Origin of the sequence: Martelella sp. AD-3, assembly GCF_001578105.1 — a bacterium.
In the GTDB taxonomy this organism is placed as follows: domain Bacteria; phylum Pseudomonadota; class Alphaproteobacteria; order Rhizobiales; family Rhizobiaceae; genus Martelella.
The window spans coordinates 998297-1015568 of the sequence record NZ_CP014275.1 but is presented as its reverse complement, the minus strand read 5'-3'; the positions used below and the strand labels follow the sequence as shown (position 1 = coordinate 1015568).

17 protein-coding genes are annotated in these 17272 nt (G+C 62.9%); 13 read left to right on the top strand and 4 right to left on the bottom strand.

Annotated features, from left to right (window positions below):
- Position 1: 1 nt before the first annotated feature.
- Positions 2–649, bottom strand: coding sequence for an HTH-type transcriptional regulator RutR (gene rutR / locus AZF01_RS04630; protein WP_024709074.1), 648 nt, complete (start codon positions 647–649; stop codon positions 2–4).
- A gap of 256 nt (positions 650–905) precedes the next feature.
- Here rutR and AZF01_RS04625 point away from each other — a divergent pair, with 256 nt between their 5' ends.
- The 13 genes from AZF01_RS04625 (at position 906) to AZF01_RS04565 (ending at position 15303) form a co-directional block, all read left to right on the top strand.
- The gene (locus tag AZF01_RS04625) at positions 906–2159 is read left to right on the top strand and encodes a Zn-dependent hydrolase (RefSeq protein WP_024709073.1); all 1254 of its coding nucleotides are present in this window, start codon (positions 906–908) and stop codon (positions 2157–2159) included.
- 170 nt (positions 2160–2329) lie between these two features.
- On the top strand, positions 2330–2722 hold the full coding sequence (locus tag AZF01_RS04620) for an endonuclease domain-containing protein (protein ID WP_024709072.1): 393 nt from the start codon (positions 2330–2332) through the stop codon (positions 2720–2722).
- On the top strand, positions 2719–2922 hold the full coding sequence (locus AZF01_RS04615; RefSeq protein WP_024709071.1) for a hypothetical protein: 204 nt from the start codon (positions 2719–2721) through the stop codon (positions 2920–2922). Before AZF01_RS04620 ends, AZF01_RS04615 begins: the two co-directional genes overlap by 4 nt.
- Before the next feature lie 57 nt (positions 2923–2979).
- Complete coding sequence (gene hydA, locus AZF01_RS04610) at positions 2980–4434, top strand: dihydropyrimidinase (RefSeq protein ID WP_024709070.1); 1455 nt, start codon at positions 2980–2982, stop codon at positions 4432–4434.
- A gap of 3 nt (positions 4435–4437) precedes the next feature.
- Entirely contained in the window at positions 4438–5091 is a 654-nt protein-coding gene (locus tag AZF01_RS04605; protein WP_024709069.1) for a LysE family translocator, read from the top strand.
- 4 nt (positions 5092–5095) lie between these two features.
- Entirely contained in the window at positions 5096–5524 is a 429-nt protein-coding gene (locus AZF01_RS04600) for an NUDIX domain-containing protein (RefSeq protein ID WP_024709068.1), read from the top strand.
- A complete protein-coding gene (locus AZF01_RS04595) occupies positions 5521–6312 on the top strand; it encodes an ABC transporter ATP-binding protein (RefSeq protein ID WP_024709067.1) in 792 nt (263 codons plus the stop codon). The genes AZF01_RS04600 and AZF01_RS04595 overlap by 4 nt, the downstream gene beginning before the upstream one ends.
- Positions 6313–6578: 266 nt before the next feature.
- Positions 6579–7448: an ABC transporter permease gene (locus AZF01_RS04590; RefSeq protein WP_024709066.1), complete on the top strand. Its 870-nt coding sequence runs from the start codon at positions 6579–6581 to the stop codon at positions 7446–7448.
- Positions 7445–8314 (top strand): ABC transporter permease, encoded by an 870-nt coding sequence (locus tag AZF01_RS04585; protein WP_024709065.1) that lies wholly within the window; start codon positions 7445–7447, stop codon positions 8312–8314. The genes AZF01_RS04590 and AZF01_RS04585 overlap by 4 nt, the downstream gene beginning before the upstream one ends.
- A gap of 34 nt (positions 8315–8348) precedes the next feature.
- Positions 8349–9344 carry an ABC transporter substrate-binding protein gene (locus AZF01_RS04580; RefSeq protein ID WP_024709064.1) on the top strand — a complete coding sequence of 332 codons (996 nt, stop codon included), beginning with the start codon at positions 8349–8351 and terminating at the stop codon, positions 9342–9344.
- 344 nt (positions 9345–9688) lie between these two features.
- On the top strand, positions 9689–10876 hold the full coding sequence (locus AZF01_RS04575) for an efflux RND transporter periplasmic adaptor subunit (protein ID WP_152534580.1): 1188 nt from the start codon (positions 9689–9691) through the stop codon (positions 10874–10876).
- 10 nt (positions 10877–10886) lie between these two features.
- Positions 10887–14171, top strand: coding sequence for an efflux RND transporter permease subunit (locus tag AZF01_RS04570; protein ID WP_061449622.1), 3285 nt, complete (start codon positions 10887–10889; stop codon positions 14169–14171).
- Positions 14172–14616: 445 nt separating this feature from the next.
- The gene (locus AZF01_RS04565) at positions 14617–15303 is read left to right on the top strand and encodes a Crp/Fnr family transcriptional regulator (RefSeq protein ID WP_024709221.1); all 687 of its coding nucleotides are present in this window, start codon (positions 14617–14619) and stop codon (positions 15301–15303) included.
- Between the two features lie 75 nt (positions 15304–15378).
- On the opposite strand, the gene ureG is transcribed toward AZF01_RS04565, so the two are convergent.
- Genes ureG through ureE form a run of 3 tightly spaced genes read right to left on the bottom strand, consistent with a single transcriptional unit; the run spans position 15379 to position 17179 of the window.
- Positions 15379–15990 (bottom strand): urease accessory protein UreG, encoded by a 612-nt coding sequence (ureG, locus tag AZF01_RS04560; protein WP_024709220.1) that lies wholly within the window; start codon positions 15988–15990, stop codon positions 15379–15381.
- Between the two features lie 24 nt (positions 15991–16014).
- Entirely contained in the window at positions 16015–16647 is a 633-nt protein-coding gene (locus AZF01_RS04555; RefSeq protein ID WP_024709219.1) for an urease accessory protein UreF, read from the bottom strand.
- Positions 16648–16684: 37 nt separating this feature from the next.
- Complete coding sequence (gene ureE, locus AZF01_RS04550; RefSeq protein ID WP_024709218.1) at positions 16685–17179, bottom strand: urease accessory protein UreE; 495 nt, start codon at positions 17177–17179, stop codon at positions 16685–16687.
- Positions 17180–17272: the final 93 nt, after the last annotated feature.

Here is a 17272-nt window from a genome sequence, read left to right as displayed (position 1 = left end):
CTCAGGCGCCACCCTTGCCGGGAATAAGTCCGTTGATGAACAACGCCTCCAGGTAGCGCGCGGCATCCTCGAATCGTCCCTCGCCGGAAAGCCCCTCTCCCAGCACAGCGCGCACCTGAACGTCGAAGTCGGCATAATGCTGGGTCGTTGCCCAGATCGAGAAGATCAGGTGGTAGGGGTCAACCTTGCGCAGCTTTCCGGCTGCCTGCCAGGCACGAATCACCTTGGCCTTCTCGTCGACAAGGTCCTTCAGCTCGCCCTTGAGGAAGGATTCGGTATTGGGCGCGCCCTGCAGCACCTCATTGGCGAACAGCCGGCTTTCGCGCGGATAGTCCCGCGCCATTTCAAGCTTGCGACGGATATAGGAGCGGATCTCGGCGGCCGGGTCCTTCTCGACGTCGAAGACCCTGAGCGGATCGAGCCAGATATCCATCACCCGGGCGACAAGGGCCGCGAACACGGCCTCTTTCGAGCGGAAATAATAGAGCACATTGGGTTTTGACATGCCGGCGGCCTCGGCGATCTGGTCGACGGTCGCCCCTCTGAAACCGTTCGCCGAGAATACGTCCAGCGCGGCCTCAAGGATCACCTCCTCCTTGGCCTCCTGTATGCGCGTCCGCCGCTGTGTCCGCCCCGCCCGTGGTGTCATTTCCACTTCCATCGCCCTCATTCCATGCCGCAATTCGCAGCCACTTTTGCACAATTTCGGATCCCGCCTAAACTTTAGGCTATTTTTTGAAAAAATGACGAGTGATTTTGATGTTGGTCACTTGAGCCTTGGCGCGGAAGTTGTAAAGTTTACCAAGCGGTCAAAAACGTGACCGATTGAGACAAGAAAGGCAATGCCCTCCTTATCCGGCAACAAGCCGGCGACGGCAAGGCCTCAGGCAGAACGGGGAAGAGTGATGGCAGCCCATGCAGGCGAAAACATGCGCGTCAACGGCGACCGCCTTTGGAGCGCGCTCATGGACATGGCCCGAATCGGTCCGGGAGTGGCCGGCGGCAACAACCGCCAGACCCTGACGGATGCGGATGCGGACGGTCGCGCGCTGTTTCAGAAATGGTGCGAGGACGCAGGCCTGACGATGGGCGTCGACAAAATGGGCACGATGTTCATGACCCGTGCGGGAACCGATCCTGACGCCCTGCCCGTCTATGTCGGCAGCCATCTCGACACCCAGCCGACCGGCGGCAAATATGACGGCGTGCTCGGCGTGCTCGCCGCACTGGAACTGGTGCGCACGCTGAACGACCTCAACATCAAGACGAGGCATCCGATCGTCGTCACCAACTGGGCGAATGAGGAAGGCGCGCGGTTTGCGCCCGCCATGCTCGCCTCCGGCGTCTTCGCCGGCATGCACACGCTGGACTACGCCTATGGTCGCACGGATCCCGAGGGCAAGGCCTATGGCGACGAGTTGAAGCGCATCGGCTGGCTGGGCGATGAGGAGGTGGGCGCGCGCAAGATGCACGCCTACTACGAATACCACATCGAGCAGGGCCCGATCCTGGAAGCGGAAAAGAAGGAAATCGGCGTCGTCACGCACTGTCAGGGCCTCTGGTGGCTGGAATTTACGCTGACCGGCAAGGAAGCCCATACCGGCTCCACGCCCATGGCGATGCGCATCAATGCAGGCCTTGCCATGGCCAGCATTCTGGAAATGGTGCAGAAGGTGACGATGGACGCCCAGCCGAACGCCGTCGGCGGCGTCGGCCAGGTGTTCTTCAAGCCCAACTCCCGCAACGTGCTTCCGGGCACCGTCACCTTCACCGTCGATATCCGCACGGTCGATCAGCAGAAGCTCGACGGCATGCGCGCGGCGATCGAGAAACAGGCAGCCGAAATCTGCGAGGAGTTGGGCGTCGGCTGTTCGGTCGAGCCGGTCGGTCATTTTGATCCGGTCACCTTCGACCCGGAACTGGTGGCAAATGTCCGCGATGCCGCCGTCGAACTCGGCTACAGCCACATGGATATCGTCTCCGGCGCCGGCCATGACGCCTGCTGGGCCGCTAAGGTCGCCCCCGCCACCATGGTGATGTGCCCCTGCGTCAACGGGCTATCGCACAACGAGGCGGAGGACATTTCCAAGGAATGGGCCACCGCCGGGGCGGACGTGCTGCTCAGGGCAGTGTTGAAGACGGCGGAGATTGTGGAATGACGGCGGGCGCTGCGCCCTCACCCGGCGCATGCGCGCCACCCTCTCCCCACGGGGAGAGGGGGAGCGTGGGGCATGCCCTGGGTTTTCGACAAGCACCATCGTCAAACGCGAAGCGTCACCCCTTCTCCCCTGAGGGGAGAAGGTGGCCGAAGGCCGGATGAGGGGGGCTCATGCAAAGCACACGCACCCAGTTCGCACGCTCCCTGCGTCGCAATGAAACGGATGCCGAGAAGGTGCTTTGGCGCGAGATCAGGAACCGCAACCTCAACGGCTTTAAGTTCGTGCGGCAATATCCGATCGGCCGATACATCACTGATTTCGCCTGCCGGGAAAAAGGGCTTGTGATTGAGTTGGACGGCGCGCAGCATGCAGAAAATGAATATGACATAGAGCGAACGCGATATCTGAACGCACAAGGATTTTCCGTCATCCGCTTCTGGAATGATGAAATACTCAAGGAGCGACAAGACGTGCTTGAAACAATCGTCGCCATTCTCGAAAATCGCCTGACTGAGGCCTGCAACACCACGCGCTACTCGCCCGCCACGGAGCAAGTCCAATGAAGTCCAGCCAAAAGCCCACGCTTCGCTCGCGCGGCTTCATCGGCGCGAAACCTGCCTCGACCGTCAGCGGCGGGACGGCGGTCGGGCAGGCGACCGGCACGGCGACAAAAAGCCGGGGCAGCGTCAGCCCCAACATCGGCGCAGCGCCTTCGGACATGAACGAGAACACCTATCCGCGGGGAAAATACCGGCTGAAATAGACACCATGAAAACGAGAAGCGGAAAACCGCCCGTTTGAAAATCAAGGGAACAGCAGAATGAGCACAGTTATCAAGGGCGGCACCATTGTGACCGCCGACCTCACCTACAAGTCCGATGTGAAGATCGAGGACGGTCGGATCATCGAGATCGGCCCCGGTCTTTCCGGCGACGAGACGCTGGATGCCACCGGCTGTTTCGTCATGCCCGGCGGCATCGATCCGCACGTGCATCTGCAGATGCCGTTCATGGGCACCTATTCCTCGGATGATTTTGCCAGCGGCACGCGCGCGGCCGTTGCCGGCGGCACGACCATGGTTGTCGATTTCTGCCTGCCCGATCCCGGCCAGTCGCTGTTCGATGCGATCAAGCGCTGGGATAACAAGTCGACGAGTGCGGCCTGCGACTATTCCTTCCACATGGCCATCACCTGGTGGGACAAACAGGTGTTTGACGAGATGGAAGCGGTCGTCAAGGAGCACGGCATCAACACCTTCAAGCATTTCATGGCCTATAAGGGCGCGCTGATGGTGAATGACGACGAGATGTTCGCCTCCTTCCAGCGCTGTGCGGAACTTGGCGCCATGCCGCTGGTCCATGCCGAAAACGGCGATGTCGTTGCCAGCATGCAGGCAAAACTGATGGCGGAAGGCAATAATGGCCCGGAAGGCCATGCCTATTCGCGCCCGCCGGAAGTGGAAGGCGAGGCCACCAACCGCGCCATCATGATTGCCGATATGGCGGGCGTGCCGCTTTACGTCGTTCACACCTCCTGCGAGCAGAGCCACGAGGCGATCCGCCGCGCCAAGCAGAAGGGCATGCGGGTTTATGGCGAGCCGCTGATCCAGCACCTGATGCTCGACGAAAGCGAATATTTCGACAAGGACTGGGACCATTCCGCCCGCCGGGTGATGTCGCCGCCCTTCCGCAACAAGAGCCACCAGGATTCGCTCTGGGCCGGCCTGCAGTCGGGCACGCTCTCCTGCGTTGCGACCGACCATTGCGCCTTCACCACCGAACAGAAACGCTACGGCGTCAACGACTTCACCAAGATCCCGAATGGCACGGGCGGTCTGGAAGACCGGCTTCCGCTCCTGTGGACCTATGGCGTGACCACCGGCCGGCTGACCATGAACGAGTTCGTCGCCGTCACCTCCACAAACATCGCCAAAATCCTCAACATGTATCCGAAGAAGGGCGCGGTTCTGGTCGGCGCCGATGCCGATCTCATCGTCTGGGATCCGTCGCTGGAAAAGACGATCACCGCCGAAACCCAGGTTTCCGCCATCGACTACAACGTGTTCGAGGGCAAGCATGTGAAGGGCCTGCCGCGCTTCACGCTGTCGCGCGGCAAGGTCGTGGTCGAGGAATCGACGCTGAAGACCGAGGAAGGCCACGGCAAATACGTCAAGCGCGAGCCCTACCCGGCCGTCAACAAGGCGCTGTCCACCTGGAAGGACCTCGTTGCCCCGCGTAAGATAGAGCGCGCCGGCATTCCGCCGTCAGGAGTCTGACGCATGGACTGGTCAAGCGTGGCGGCCTTTGCCGCGACCGAGTTTCTTCTGTGCCTGTCGCCGGGGCCCGCCGTGCTGCTGGTCGTGGGGCTATCCATGCGGCAGGGCTTCTGGCGCTCGCAGGCGGCAGCGGCCGGCATTCTGGCGACCAACGCGCTTTATTTCGCGCTGTCGGCCGCCGGCGTCGCCTCGCTGATCCTGATGAGCGCAACGCTCTTCAACGTGGTGAAAATCGTCGGTGCGGTCTATCTCGGCTATCTCGGCATCAAGATGATCGCGCCGCTGTTCTCACGCCGGAAAGGTGAAGGCGGTTCGGCCCTGGCTGGTGCGGCAAAACTCAAACGCGCAGCACCCGAAGCCCCTTTCAAGCTGTTCTTCCGCGGCTTCAGCGTGCAGGCGGCGAACCCGAAAAACCTCGCCTTCTTCGTTGCCATCCTGCCGCAATTCGTCAATCCGACGGGCGATGTCGCCATGCAGATGCTCGTGTTCGGCGGCATTTCCGTCCTGCTCGAACTGCCGATCCTGATCATCTATGCGCTCGCCTTTTCCGCCCTTGCCCGCGTGGTGACGGAACGCGTCGTTGCCTGGCTTGAAGCTTCGGCAGGCGGCATTCTGGTGATGCTGGGCGCGGCCCTTGCCCTGCAGAAGAGGGTCTGAGCCGATGAGCGACGACAACACCATCCGCATCGCCGTCGCCCTGATCATCAACGAGAAGGGCGAGATGCTGACCGTGCGCAAGCGCGGCACGGAGGCCTTCATGCAGCCCGGCGGCAAGATCGATGCCGGCGAAACCCCGATCGCGGCGCTGCTGCGCGAACTGGACGAGGAACTGGCGCTGAAACTTGCGCCCGAAGACCTCCGCCCCGAAGGCCGACACAGCGAACGCGCGGCCAACGAACCCGGCATGATCGTTACGGCCGAAGCCTTCTCGACCTTTGGCGCGCCGGACGTCGCCCCCCGGGCCGAGATCGCCGAATATCGCTGGTTGCCGCTCTTTGGCGACATCGATGTCAAGCGCGCGGCGCTCAGCGAACATCATCTCTTCCCCATAGCGCGCAAGCGATTTGCCGAACTGGAGAGCGCGGAATGAACGACAAGGCGCCCCTTTCCGTCGTCTCGGCGAAGGATCTCTGTCTCACCTTTCAGACCAATGACGGCCCGGTCCACGCCCTGAAGGATGTCAATCTGGACGTGAAGAAGGGCGATTTCGTCTCCTTCATCGGCCCGTCCGGCTGCGGCAAGACAACGTTCCTGCGGGTTATCGCCGATCTGGAGAAGAAGACCGCCGGCGAGATCACCGTCAACGGCACGACGCCGGAAAATGCCCGGCTCGACCGCGCCTACGGCTACGTGTTTCAGGCAGCCGCCCTTTACCCCTGGCGCACGATCGAGAAGAACATTGCCCTGCCGCTGGAGATCATGGGCTACACCAGGGCCGACCAGCAGCGCCGCATCGAACGGGTACTGGAGCTGGTGGACCTGGCAGGCTTCGGGAAGAAATTCCCGTGGCAGCTTTCCGGCGGCATGCAGCAGCGCGCCTCGATTGCCCGCGCGCTCGCCTTCGATGCCGACCTTCTGCTGATGGACGAACCCTTCGGCGCGCTCGACGAAATCGTCCGCGACCATCTGAACGAGCAATTGCTGAAGCTCTGGGCGCGAACCGACAAGACCATCTGCTTCGTCACCCACTCCATCCCGGAAGCCGTCTACCTCTCCACCAGGATCGTGGTGATGAGCCCGCGTCCCGGACGGGTGACGGACGTGATCGATTCCACGCTGCCGAAGGAACGCCCGCTCGACATCCGCGAAAGCCCGGAATTTTTAAAGATCGCCCACCGCGTGCGCGAGGGGCTGAGAGCGGGGCATAGTTATGAGTGAGTTGCTTTGCCCTCAATATGGCGGCGGGTGGGGAATGCCCGAACGCGGCCGCAACCTCCAGCCGATCTCCCCCCTTGAGGGGGAGATGCCCCGACAGGGGCAGAGGGGGGTGAACCGCAAACCCGAAACACCGCGCCGATTGGGGAGGCTTTACCCCCCTCTGTCGCTTTCGCGACATCTCCCCCTCAAGGGGGGAGATTGGTGGGTGGGTTCGGCCAGCGCTGCGGCATACCGATCGGCGTCACACCACCCCAAAGGACACCGCCATGCTGCGTGAGCGCGTCCTTCCCGTCGCCACCGTGGTCTTCGCCATTCTGGCGATCTGGTGCGTGTTCGTGGTGGTCATGAACCGGCAGTTTGTCGAGGATCAGGCGCGGCGCGCGGGGCAGGAAATCTCCTTCGCGGAAGTCGTGAAACAGAGCTACACGCTGGAACGGCCCGTCCTGCCCTCCCCGCACCAGGTGGCCGCTGAACTCTGGAGCACGACGGTCGAGAAGAAGATCACCTCCAAGCGCAGCCTCGTTTATCACGCCTGGATCACGCTCTCCTCCACCCTGCTCGGCTTTGCCATCGGCTCGGGTTTCGGCATCATCCTCGCCATCGCCATCGTTCACAACCGCACGATGGAACGGTCGATGATGCCGTGGATCATCGCCAGCCAGACCATCCCGATCATCGCGATCGCGCCGATGCTGATCGTGGTGCTGAATGCGATCGGCATTACCGGGCTTCTGCCCAAGGCGCTGATCTCGACCTATCTGTCGTTCTTTCCCGTCGCCGTTGGCATGGTCTCGGGGCTGAGATCGCCCGATCAGCTCCAGCTTGATCTGATGCGCACCTATAATGCCAATGACCGGCAGGTGCTGTGGAAGCTGCGCCTGCCTTCGGCCATGCCCTATCTCTTCACCTCGCTGAAAATCGCGATCGCCATCTCGCTGGTCGGCGCCATCATCGCCGAACTGCCCACGGGGGCTGTTGCAGGACTTGGAGCGCGGCTTCTGTCGGGCTCTTATTACGGGCAGACGGTGCAGATCTGGTCGGCGCTGTTCATGGCCGCCATCCTCGCCTCCGTCCTGGTGGCCATTGTCGGACTTGCGCAGACGGCCGTCCTCAAGCGCATGGGGGCCAGGCCATGAGTGACGGTTTCGTCTGGTTCGCAATCGCCTTCTGGCTCGGCGGCTGGGCCTTCAACGAGTGGCTGGTGCGGCAGAAATTCTCCAGCCCCGCGCTCAATCGCCTCGCCTGGTTTGCCGTGCCCGTCATTTTCGGCGCTGCGATCATCATCATCTGGGAAGGCGTGGTCATTGCCTTCGACATTCCGCCGATCCTTCTGCCGGCGCCGAGCGATGTCTGGGTGCGGCTGATAAACTCGCTGCCGATACTCTGGGCCGATTTCCGCCAGACCTTCCTGAAGGCGGTGCTGATCGGCTACGCGATCGGCTGCGGTTCCGGCTTCCTCGTCGCCATCCTGATCGACCGCTCGCCCTTCCTGAAAAACGGCCTTCTGCCCTTCGGCAATTTCGTCTCGGCGCTGCCGATCGTCGGCATCGCGCCGATCATGGTGATGTGGTTCGGCTTCGACTGGCCGTCGAAGGCTGCCGTTGTCGTGGTCGCGACCTTCTTTCCCATGCTGGTCAACACCATTCAGGGCCTGTCCGCCTCATCCAGCATGGAGCGCGACCTGATGCGCACCTATGCGGCAAGCTGGGGGCAGACCATGGTGAAGCTTCGGCTTCCGGCCGCATGGCCCTTCATTTTCAACGCGTTGAAGATCAATTCCACGCTGGCGCTGATCGGCGCCATCGTGGCAGAATTTTTCGGCACACCCACGGTCGGCATGGGTTTCCGGATCTCCACGGAAGTGGGCCGGGCCAATATCGACATGGTCTGGGCCGAAATTGCGGTGGCGGCTGTTGCCGGCTCCGCCTTCTACGGGGTGGTGGCGCTCATCCAGCGCGTCGTCACTTTCTGGCATCCCTCCGTCCGGTCCGGGCGGTCGTGATGAACCAAATACCGAAACCAAGGGGAACGAAAACATGAAATCGACACTTCTCGCGGCGCTCGCCGCCGGTGGACTGACGCTTGGCGCGGGTCAGGCCTTTTCCGCCGATGAAATCACGCTGCAGCTCAAATGGGTCACGCAGGCCCAGTTCGCCGGCTATTACGTGGCTCTTGAAAAGGGCTTCTACGAGGAAGAAGGCCTCGACGTGACGATCAAGCCCGGCGGCCCGGATATCGCGCCCGCTCAGGTTCTGGCCGGCGGCGGCGCCGATGTGATCGTCGACTGGATGCCGTCGGCGCTCGCCACCCGTGAAAAGGGCGTGCCGCTCGTCAACATCGCCCAGCCCTACAAGTCTTCGGGCATGATGCTGACCTGCCTGAAGGAAAACAATGTCATGAGCCCCGAGGATTTCCCCGGCAAGACGCTCGGCGTCTGGTTCTACGGCAATGAATATCCCTTCCTGTCGTGGATGGCCCATCTCGGCATCCCGACCGATGGCGGCGAGGACGGCGTGACGGTGCTGAAGCAGGGCTTCAATGTCGACCCGCTGTTGCAGAAGCAGGCGGCCTGCATCTCCACCATGACCTATAACGAATACTGGCAGGTGATCGACGCCGGCATTTCCGAGGACCAGCTCAACACCTTCAAATATGAGGATGAGGGCGTCGCAACCCTCGAAGACGGCCTCTACGTGCTTGAGGACGACCTGAAGGATCCGAAGTTCAAGGAAGACATGGTCAAATTCGTCCGCGCCTCGATGAAGGGCTGGAAATGGGCGGAGGAAAACCCGGACGAGGCGGCGGAAATCGTGCTCGAATATGACGACACCGGCGCCCAGACCGAAAAACACCAGAAGCGGATGATGTCGGAAGTCGCCAAGCTGACGGCCGGCTCCAACGGCGCGCTCGACCCGGCCGACTATCAGCGCACCGTCGAGGTTCTGCTCGGCGGCGGGTCCGACCCGGTCATCACCAAGGAGCCGGAAGGCGCCTATACGCTGGAAATCACCGACGCGGCGCTCTCCAACTAGAGCGCGTCCAGGAAAAGTGGAGCCCGGCTTTCCGTCCGGACATGCTTTAGAATCCAGACGCCAGATTGACGTTCGATGCGCGCGGCTCCGTTCGGGGCCGCGCGTATTGCATTTTTGCACCAGTTTGGCTAATAATCGAACCACCCGGTTCAATTTTGTGCCTTTTCTGCCCATGACCGACTTGAAATCGGGCCAAGTTGTGACGAACTGCCTCACGACGAAAAACCGGTGGTTGCCCGATCGCGTAAAGATGACCGGACACTGACCGGCGCGCCGAGACCCATGGCGCGTGGCGATCCTGCAGATTGTTGTGGCCTCCTCCCGGCCGATAGAGGAAAACTGACATGCCGAAAATGTACCGTGTCGCCGTCCTGTCCTCCGCCTTGCTCGCGCTGTCGCTTTCGCCCGCGCTCGCCGCAGAGGCCAGCGCCCCCGCCGAAACGGCATCGAGCCTTCCGTCCATCATCGTCACCGATGTAAGGGTAATGCCGCTGACAGCGATCGTGCGGGCGACGGGCACGATCGAGCCTGTCGAGGAGATCTATGTCCAGCCCCTCGTCGAGGGGCTTTCGATCGAGACCATCAATGCGGAGATCGGCGATCGCGTCGAGGCCGGCGACGTGCTTGCGACCCTCAGAACCGATACGCTTCTCCTGCAGAAGAGCAGCCTTCAGGCGAACAAGGCCAAGGCCGAAGCAAACCTCGCCCAGCTCAACGCGCAGCTGACCGCGAGCCAGGCCGCGCAGACAGACGCCCGCCGGCAGTTCGAACGCACCAAGCGCCTTGCCGACAACGGCTCTGTCTCCACCTCGGCGCTGGAACAGGCCGAAACGACCGCGCTCAGGGCCGACGCATCGACAGCCGCCGCGCGCGAGGCCATCAGCGTGGCCGAAGCCGACATCAACGTGACGCAGGCCGAGATCGACGACATCGACCTTCGGCTGGAGCGCACCAACATCAAGGCGCCGGTCTCCGGCATCATTTCCGGCAAGAATGCCCGCATCGGCGCTATCGCCACGGGCGCCTCGACGCCGATGTTCACCATGATCCGCGACGGCGCGATCGAGCTCGTCGCCGAAGTGCCGGAAGACAACATGATGAAGATCACAGAAGGCCAGAAGGCCGAGATCTCGCTCGTCGGCGATGCGCCTGCCCTCAGCGGCGCCGTGCGCCTGGTCTCGCCCGTGGTCGACCCCGTCACCCGGCTCGGCGACGTTTTCATCTCCATCGACGCCCCCGGCCGCGCGCGTCCCGGGATGTATGCAAGCGCCGAAATCATTGTCGAGGAGGCCGAAAACCTCGCCCTGCCGATGACCGCCGTCAATATCGACCGCCAGGGCTCCACCGTGCGCCGGGTGAAGGACGGCACGGTCGAGATCGTGACGGTCAGGACCGGCATCCAGGACGGCGATACGATCGAGATCGTCGACGGTCTTGCCGAGGGCGACCAGGTGGTGGCCAAGGCCGGCGCCTATGTGCGCGCCGGCGACCGGATCAACCCCGTGCCGGCCGCCGAAGCGCCGCTCAACTGAGGTCTGAACCATGAATTTTTCAGCCTGGGCCATCCGCAATCCGGTCGCGCCGCTCCTGCTTCTCGGCCTGCTACTGTTCATGGGCCTGCAGTCGTTCCGCGACATGCCGATCACCCGTTTCCCGAATATCGACGTGCCCGTCGTCGCCGTCACCGTGACCCAGAGCGGCGCGGCGCCGGCGGAACTGGAAATGCAGGTGACGAAGAAGATCGAGGACGCGATCGCCAGCGTCTCCGGCGTTGACGAACTGAACTCCACGGTCACCGACGGCGTTTCCACCACCTCGGTCCTTTTCCGCATGGAAGTGAAGCCCGACGATGCGCTGCGCGACGTCAAGGACGCGATCGACAATATCCGCTCCGATCTGCCCGCCAATGCCGACGAGCCCGTTGTGCGCAAGATCGATGTCGAGGGCCAGGCGATCCAGACCTTTGCCGTCTCCTCGCCCAATATGTCGCTGGAAGAGCTCTCCTGGTTCGTCGATGACACGATCGAGCGGGCGCTGCAGGGCATTCGCGGCGTCGGCCGGGTTGACCGCTACGGCGGGGCCGACCGGGAAATCCAGGTCTCGCTCGATGAGAACAAACTGGCGAGCTACGGCATAACCGCCTCCGCCGTCAACGCGCAGCTGCGACAGACCAATGCCGATACCGGCTCGGGCCGCGGCCAGGTGGCCGGCGCCGAACAGGCCATCCGCACGCTCGGCGACGCCCGAAGCGTCTCCGATCTCGCCAACACGATGATCGCGCTCGGCAATGGCCGCTTTGCCCGGCTTTCCGACCTCGGCACGGTGACCGACACCTATGAGGAGCCGCGCACCTTCGCCCGCCATGACGGCAACCCGGTCGTCTCCTTCGGCGTGTTCCGCTCCAAGGGCGCCAGCGAGGTGACCGTGGCCGATGCGGTGGCCGAGGCGCTGGACGAGGTCCGGGCCGAAAACCCGGATGTCTCCATCGATCTGATCGATGACGCTGTCTACTTCACCAAGGGCAATTACACCGCAGCCCTCGATACGCTCTATGAAGGCGCGATCCTCGCCATCATCGTCGTGTTCCTGTTCCTGCACAACTGGCGGGCGACGCTGATTGCCGCCGTGGCCTTGCCCTTCTCGGTGATCCCGACCTTCTGGATCATGGACCTGCTCGGCTTCTCGCTCAATCTCGTGAGCCTGATCTCGCTGACGCTGGCGACCGGTATTCTTGTCGACGACGCGATCGTGGAAGTGGAGAACATCGAGCGGCATATCGGCATGGGCAAGACGCCCTACCGCGCGGCGCTTGATGCCGCCGACGAGATCGGCCTTGCGGTGATCGCGACGAGCTTCACCATCATCGCCGTGTTCGCGCCAGTCTCCTTCATGCCGGGCATTCCGGGGCAGTACTTCATCCAGTTCGGTCTGACAGTGGCCTTTGCCGTGTTCTTCTCGCTGGTGGTTGCCCGCCTGATCACCCCGGTCATGGCCGCCTATATGCTCAAACCGGCAAAGCACAAGGCCAAGGAAGACAGCGAGAGCAATGACGGAAGGGCGATGCGCGGCTATACGGCGGCCGTGCGCTGGACCACGCGGTTCCGCTATGTGACGCTTCTGGCCGCGCTCGGTGTTCTTGCCGTCTCACTGTTTTTCATGTCGAAGATCCCCGGCAGCTTCATGCCGCCGGAGGATGCCTCGCGCATCGTGCTTTCCGTCGAACTGCCGCCAAACGCCCAGCTTTCCGATACCGAGGCGATGACCCGGCTGGTGGCCAAGCGGATCGAAGGCTTCGAGGGCGTGGAAAGCGTCACCGTGCTGGGCGGTTCCTCGCCGCTCGGCGATCTCGAATATCGCCGCGCGACAGTGACCGTGACGCTGGAAAATCTCGCCCATTCCCTGTCCGAGGCGATCGTCAACGATCTGATCGGCGGCATCCCGCTGATCGGGCAATATCTGCCGAAGCTCGAGCCGCAGGGACGCACCATACCGCAATGGCAGATCGAGCAGGAGGTGCTTGCTGCCCTGTCTGACATTCCCGACCTCCGCATTACCAAGCTGAACGACCGCGGGCAGCGCGACATCCAGTTCAACTTCCTCTCCGACAACGAGGAAGACCTGCAGCAGGCTGTCGCCATTCTGGAATCGAAGCTGCGCGCCGATCCGATGCTGGACAAGGTATCCTCGGAAGGGGCGCTTCCGCGGCCCGAACTGCAGATCCACCCGAAAAAGGAGATTGCCGCACGGCTTGGCGTGACGCCGGCCGCGATCGCGGAGACCGTGCGGGTCTCGACCGTCGGCGACGTCGACGCCAACCTGCCGAAAATCTCGCTCGACAACCGGCTGATCCCGATCCGGGTGCGCACGGATCTCGAACTGCGTCGCGATCTTTCGGCGATCCGCAACCTTAAGGTTCAGACCGCCAGCGGCGGAATGGTGCCGCTGTCGGTGGTCGCGGACGTCAACTACACGGAGGGCGTCGCCACGGTCGACCGATATGACCGCCATCGCGTTGTCACCATCGGCGCCAACCTGCCGCAGGGCGTGGCGCTCGATCCGGCAACCGCGCGCTTCCGCGAAATCGTCGAGAATACCGAAATCCCGGAAACGGTGACGCTTGCCGAGAGTGGCGACGCCAAAATCCTTGCCGAGATGCAACAGAGCTTCATCAACGCGATGCTGCTTGGGCTTTTCCTAGTGCTGGCGGTGCTGATCCTGCTGTTCAAGGACGTGATCCAGCCCTTCACCATCCTGTTCTCGCTGCCGCTGGCGCTCGGGGGCGTGGCGATCGCGCTGATCCTGACGGACGAGCCGGTGTCGATGCCGGTGATGATCGGCTTGCTGATGCTGATGGGCATCGTCACCAAGAACGCCATCCTGCTCGTGGACTTTGCCAAGGAGGCGATCTGGCACGGCATGGAGCGGCGCGCCGCTCTGGTCGAGGCCGGGCGCAAGCGCGCGCGGCCGATCATCATGACCTCGATCGCCATGTCGGCGGGCATGCTGCCGGCCGCCCTTGGCGTCGGCGAAGGCTCCGCCTTCCGGGCGCCGATGGCAACGGCGGTGATCGGCGGCATCATCGTCTCGACCGTGTTGAGCCTGCTGGTGGTGCCGGCCTTCTTCATGATCATGGACGATATCGCCGGATTGCTCAGATGGGCGTTCAGCCGCTTCATCGGCCGGCGCGATCCCGACGATCATGTCTACACCACCGAGGAAGCGGGGCGCCTCAGCGAAGCCAACCGCGCCAAAATTGCCAAACTCGAAGAGCGGCTCGACGAGATCGAGAACAACCGCGACGGCTACGGAAGACACGGCATGGCCTGACCATTCCGGATTGGCAAGCGGAAACATTCCGCTAGCGGAAAACGCGATTCTCTTTAAATCGTTTCGCTCAGGGGCCGGGTTCAAACCGGCCCTTTTGCCATTTGCCACGCCTGGCTTCGGGCCGCGCCGCAAACGTCAAAATTTCCGGCTTTCAGTTGATTGAAATCAATACCCCGCGCCGCTTCTGCTTCTAGGTTTCCTTCCGGCAGAAGGCCTCCTCATCCCTCCCAAACCGATGAGACGGCCTGGCCGCAGGACAGGCGATGCGGATGGTCTGTATTGCCTGCGACAGTCAGAGACTTGACGCGAAGAACCGGTTTTGTCTGGGAAAAGGAAACGGGTTCTGGCGCGGGCAACCGGCGACATTGCGGCGTGCACCGGTCGTGTTGCAGATCTGGACAGGCAAAAAGCCCGGTCGCCGCGGGGCCGGGACAGGAGACGGACAGTGAACAGGACCCTCTTGCTGAACGAGCGCAAAAAAACGCTTTTTGTCGAAACCAAGCTGACGGCAAGCATGGATATGGCGACCATGAACAAGCTGATGGAATGCGCGACCTTCGCCAATTGCTACCCGCGCGACGTGGTATTCCGTCAGGGCGATCCGGCAACTCATTTCTACAGCGTGCTTTCCGGCTATGTGCGCCTCTTCCGGCAGAACAGCGAAGGCCGCGAGGCCGATATCCGCGTCTGCGGCCCGGGCGACAGCTTTGCCGACGAGCTGATCTTCGGCGGCGACACCTACGAATATCACGCCCAGGCCGCCGACAAGGCGATGCTGGCGCGCTACGACATCAACCGCGTGCGCAATGCGAGCCTTGCCGATGACGGCATGCTGGCGCGCGCCATCGCCGGCTCGCTTGCGGGCCAGCTTCAGGAAACCATGGACTGCATCGCCAATGACCGGCTCAATACCGCCGTCCAGCGCGTTGCCCTTTACCTTCTGGAACAGGCCGAAGGCCAGGAATCGCCCGCATCCTTCCGCCTCGCCTTCCAGAAGAGCCTTCTTGCCGGAAAGCTGGGGCTTGCCCCAGAAGCGCTTTCCCGCGCCTTCGCGACGCTGAAAGGTCTCGGCGTCCACGTACACGGCCGCATCATCGAAATTGAGGATATGGACGCGCTGCGGGCTCTTTGATCTGCGCACCGGTCATGCGGCCGACCTGGCAGCCGGCGGGCCGATGCCCGCCGGTTTCTTTCGTTTCAGAGCCCCTTACAGCCCGCCGTTTTCCTTCAGAAAGGCAACGATCGCGTCCACCCCGTCGCCCCGCTTGAGATCGGTAAAGACGGTCGGCGCGCCGGAGCGCATGCGTTCGGCGTCAGTGGCCATCACCTCGAGATTGACCTCGACGTAGGGGGCGAGATCCTTCTTGTTGATGATCAGAATGTCGGAGCGGGTGATGCCAGGCCCGCCCTTGCGCGGGATTTCCTCGCCCTGGGCGACCGAGATCACATAGATGGTGATGTCGGCAAGGTCCGGCGAGAAGGTCGCCGCCAGATTGTCGCCGCCCGACTCGATGAAGATGATGTCGAGGTCGGGGATGCGGGCGTTCAGTTTGGCAATCGCCTGCAGGTTGATCGTCGCATCCTCGCGGATGGCCGTATGCGGGCAGCCGCCGGTTTCCACGCCGACGATGCGGTCCGACGAAAGCGCCTGCATGCGCACCAGCGCCTCGGCATCCTCGCGCGTATAGATGTCGTTGGTCACAACGGCGACGGAATAATCGCGGCCCATCGCCTTGCAGAGCTTTTCCGTCAGCGCCGTCTTGCCGGAGCCGACCGGACCGCCGATGCCCACGCGCAGGGGCCCGTTTTCAGACTTCATGTCGAACCTCGTCAAATCCATAAGTTAGCTGCGAAAGAGTCGCGAATGCTGGGTTTCATGGCGAAGCGCCGAGACATCCGCCCGGAACGTGCAGCCGCCGAGATCGTCTAGGCCGGCAGCGGCAGCGCGCGCCGCGGTTTCAAGAATTGTTTCCTCCAGGCCAGCCAGCACTTCAAGCCCTGAGACCTGGCCGCAAAGCGACAGCCTGATGGCAGCCGAGATCGACTGGGTAATCTGGGCATGAAGATAGCCCTGGCACGCTGCTTCCAGGCCGATGCCGTGCGCTGCTGCCACGGCGCCGAAGGCAACCGGCAGCGCGGTCTCGCCCGGCAGATTGGCGAGCACGGGCGCGGGCCAGGCGGCGGCGGCGGTGAGGAAGGCCGATCCGAGCGCCAGCGTTTCGGCATGGCGTTCGCGCGCGCCGGCGAGGGCTGCGGCAAGCGCTGCCGCCTCGCCGATGCGGGCGCTGTCACCCTTGGCGCGGTGGCTTTCGCACAGAAGGACGGCGTCGTTCCAGAGGAAACCCTGCGCAAGCCCTGAGGATAGCCAGGCCTTCAGGCCCTCGGCATCCGTCAACAGGCCGTCATGGGCGGCCCGCTCCAGCCCGCCTGAATAGGCAAAACCGCCGAGCGGAAAGGCCGGCGACAGCCAGGACATCAACCGGAGCAGCGACGCTCCCGAAACGGCGGAAGCGTCAATCGTGGTGGTGGTGATGGCCGTGATGGTCGTGATCTCCGTGACCGTGATCGTGGTGGTGATCGCCGTGATAGGCGCCGCGCACCGGCTGGAACGGCGCGACGATCTCGCTCACCGTGGCGCCAAGGCCATTAAGCATCTGGCGAATGACATGATCGCGCAGGATCAGAATGCGATCGGTCTCGATCTGCGCCGGCAGGTGGCGGTTGCCGAGATGCCAGGCGAGTTCGATGATGTGGAGGCCGTCACGGGCGCGAATCTCATAGAGCTCTTCCGGCGCGGCGACGATCTCGATCAGCGCGCCGTCTTCCAGCACCAGCCGGTCGCCGCTTGCAAACAGGACGGCTTCCTTCAGGTCGAGCATCACCGCGCCGCCATCGGCGAGTTTCAGCGCCTTGCGCCGAAGATGGCGCGCGTCATGTGTCAGTTCGACATGCCCGGAGACCGGGCCACTCTCCGCGCCTGCCGGAATAAAAGTGGTTACGCGTTGCATTCGGTCCCCTCGAGGCTCACCTGAAACGATCCAGGGCGATCAGTATTCATAGCAAGATTGCGCCGCTTGGCAAGCGCGTGCACTGCAGCAATG